This window comes from Streptomyces flavofungini (assembly GCF_041028215.1).
GTDB classification, from domain to species: Bacteria; Actinomycetota; Actinomycetes; order Streptomycetales; family Streptomycetaceae; genus Streptomyces; species Streptomyces flavofungini_B.
This window is the reverse complement of the sequence record NZ_JASKYR010000932.1, coordinates 1-3,147: the sequence shown is the minus strand read 5'-3', so window position 1 is coordinate 3,147 and position 3,147 is coordinate 1. Positions and strand designations below refer to the sequence as shown.

Annotated in this window: 2 protein-coding genes and 1 pseudogene; 2 read left to right on the top strand and 1 reads right to left on the bottom strand. The window is 69.5% G+C overall.

Annotated features, from left to right (window positions below):
- Positions 1-611: amidohydrolase family protein (locus tag AB8Z36_RS36735; protein ID WP_369217724.1), on the top strand; the 611-nt coding region annotated here is incomplete at its 5' end.
- A 51-nt stretch (positions 612-662) separates the two neighbouring features.
- A complete protein-coding gene (locus AB8Z36_RS36730) occupies positions 663-1,295 on the top strand; it encodes a GNAT family N-acetyltransferase (protein WP_369217723.1) in 633 nt (210 codons plus the stop codon).
- 257 nt (positions 1,296-1,552) lie between these two features.
- Here the strand turns inward: AB8Z36_RS36730 and argB are convergent.
- Positions 1,553-2,359: pseudogene (gene argB / locus AB8Z36_RS36725) on the bottom strand (acetylglutamate kinase); the annotation flags it as partial.
- Between the last annotated feature and the right edge of the window lie 788 nt (positions 2,360-3,147).

The window sequence follows — 3,147 nt, the reverse complement described above, 5'->3', positions numbered from 1 at the left end:
CGCACACCGGCCAGTTGCAGGACGACCCCGACGCGCTCGCCGACACCATCGTGGACGGTCACCTCGCCGGGTGGCAGCTCGCCGTCCACGCGATCGGCGACCGCGCGGCCGACATCGCCCTGGAGGCCCTCGAACGCGCCCAGCGCCTCCGGCCGCGCCCCGGCGCCCGGCTCGTCGGCAGCTCCGACCGTCCGGTCACGGACGGGTCCCCGCTCCGCGCCATCCAGTTCATGGTCGAACGCACCTCCGAGTCCGGCCAGGCGATCGGCCCGGCCGAGTCGCTCACCGTCGACGAGGCCCTCCACGCCTACACCGTCGCCGGCGCCTACGCCTGCCACTGGGAGAACAGCCTCGGCACCCTCACCCCCGGCAAACGCGCCGACTTGGCCGTACTCGGCGACGACCCCCGGTCCGTGGACGTGTCCCGAATCGGAGACATCGAGGTGGCTGCGACGTCGAGAGGGGGAGGCGGTGGTGGGGCAGTTGGCGCACGGGGAGATGAAGACGGCGTAGAAGCTGCAAGAGGCGCAGGACAAGGAGCGGAAGTAGGGCAACGCGGCCCCCTGCTTCAGGGGCCCCTCGGCAGAACCTCATTTGATCTCCAAACTTAGGTAAGGCTAACCTGATTTGCATTCCGCTCGTGGAACCGAGGAAGGAACGCCTTGATCACGGCTACGCCGCTTTCCGCACCGCCCTCCTTCGTACGTTCGGCCCGCGAGGAGGACGCCCCCGCACTCGCCGCCCTGTCCGAGCCCTTCGCGCGCTCAGGAGCCCTGCGAGCACGTCCCTCCTCGCTCTACGCCGCGCAGGCCGCCGAATTCCTCGTCCTGATAACCCCCGAAGGCGAGATCGAGGGATGCGTGGGGCTGAGCGTCCACGCCTGCGGTGCCGCTTCCTCGTTCACCCCCGCCTGCGGCTCCGCCTCGGCGTCCGGTTCCGGCCCCGCGTCCGGCCCCGTGTCCGGCCCCGCTTCAACGCCTGGCTTTGCCCCCGTCGCCGCCGACCACCAGGAGCAGGCGGGCGTCCTGTACAACTTCTGCGTGGCCGACCATCGCCAGGGCCGCGGAGTCGGCGCCGAACTCCTGCGCGCCGCCCTGCGCGAGGCACACGCCCGCTCCCTCAACGCCCTGTTCACGGCGACGACCGGCGATGGCGACCTCTTCATCCGCCACGGCTTCACCCCCACGACCGCGCTCCTGGCCCCACCAACCTGGGCGAAGTCGCTCGACCCTCGCCGCAACGCCCAGGTATTCGTCCGGCCACTGGCCATAGCGGAGCTCGCGGCGACCCAGTGACAACCAGGCGGTCGTCAGGCCCCTGCGGCGGCGGCACCGGCAGGTGACCCGGAACCGGCTATCAGGGTGGTGGCATCGGCCGGGGCGCCGGGCGCGCTGGGTATGTCAGGTGCTTTGGGTGCCTGCTGAGGTGGCTGAGGGGCCTGAGAGGTTTGAGAGGTTTGAGGTGCGCCGGGTGCGACGGGTGCGGCAGGTATGACACGTGTGACATGTGTGCTAGTTCCGGGCGCTATGCGTGCGCTGGGCGCGCTGGGCGCGTCGGGTACCACGGTGGTGCCGGGACTGGTCTCGTCCAGAACGCCCCGCAGCACCGCGTGCGGCATGCGCCCGTCCAGCACATGCGCCTTCCGCACGCCCCCGCGAACGGCTCGAAGGCAACCCTCCATCTTCGGCAGCATCCCGCTCGCCAACCCCGGCAGCATCCCGTCCAACGCACCGGCCGTCAGGCGCTCGATGACGTCGGTACTGTGCGGCCAGTCCGCGTACAGCCCCTCCACATCGGTGAGCATGACCAGCCGCTCGGCGTCGAGAGCCACGGCGAGGGCCGACGCGGCCAAATCGGCGTTGACGTTGTAGACCTGATCGTCCTCGCCGCGTGCCACGGGGGAGACCACCGGTATGTGCCCCTGCTCCAGCAGCGTTCGCACCGTGGCCGGGTTGACGTCCACGATGTCGCCGACGAGGCCGATGTCCACGGGGCGGCCGTCTACCCGGGCCGTCCTCCGCACCGCTGTCATCGTGTGCGCGTCCTCGCCCGTCAGGCCCACGGCGAAGGGCCCATGGGCATTGATGTGCCCGACCAACTCCCGCTGCACACGGCCCGTTAGGACCATGCGCACAACCTCCATGGTCTCCGGCGTGGTCACCCGCAGGCCCGCCTCGAAACGGGTCTCCAGGCCGAGCCGGTCGAGCATCGCGTTGATCTGCGGCCCACCCCCGTGCACGATGACCGGACGCATGCCCGCGTGCCAGAGGTCCACGATGTCCTGGGCGAACGACTGCTGGAGAGCGGCGTCCACCATGGCGTGGCCGCCGAACTTGATGACCACTGTGCTGCCTTGCAGTTCCTCCGGCCGGACAGACGCACCGTCCTGCCGGAGAAGTGATCCCGTGGAGAGGTTCGAGTCCGGATGTGACACCAGCTGACGGAAGCTCTCTCCGTCGGCGTCGATATGGTCACACGCCCCGGCCGTCGCGGCCCGTTCAGTCATGGTCTCCGTCTTCTCTCGTGGCTGTCCGTGTGTTGCTTCGAACCGTGCTGCGCCTTGCCGTGCCGTGCGGTGCTGCGCCTTGCCGTGCTGCGCCGTGCCGTGCGGTGCTGCTTCGTACCGTGCTGCGTTCTGCTCCAGCGGGCGTGTACTGCTGCTGAGTGGCGCCGAGTGCCGAATGCGAGGCCTGTCTTGAACTGACCACCGGCGTCACTCTGCCGGGCGTCACCCCTCAGCCATTACGCGCTCTTAGGCTCCCTGCGCAGGTGGAGGCTGCTCGCCGCGGCATCCGGCTCGCCCCCTATGCCCGGGTCCCACACGTCGGTGACGAGCTCACGCTGCCCGGGAGGCTCCCCGACCCGACCCGACCCGACCGGCTCCGGGTTGAAGGCGACCGGCACGCCGAGCGCTGGCGCCAGCCCTCGTAGGGTCGCGACGTTGTCGACAAACTCGACGATGCGCGACCGGGAGAGGGCGGTGCGATCCGGCATCGGATACGAGGCGACGACAGGCAAGCCCATGGGTGATATCCCTCCCTTGGCGATGCGCGCACCGCTGGGTCACGACTGGAATTTATTAGCTAAGCCTAACCTAATTGGAAAGGGTCCGGGTTGAGTCTCTCCTCTCGTGCCTAGGCATGTACG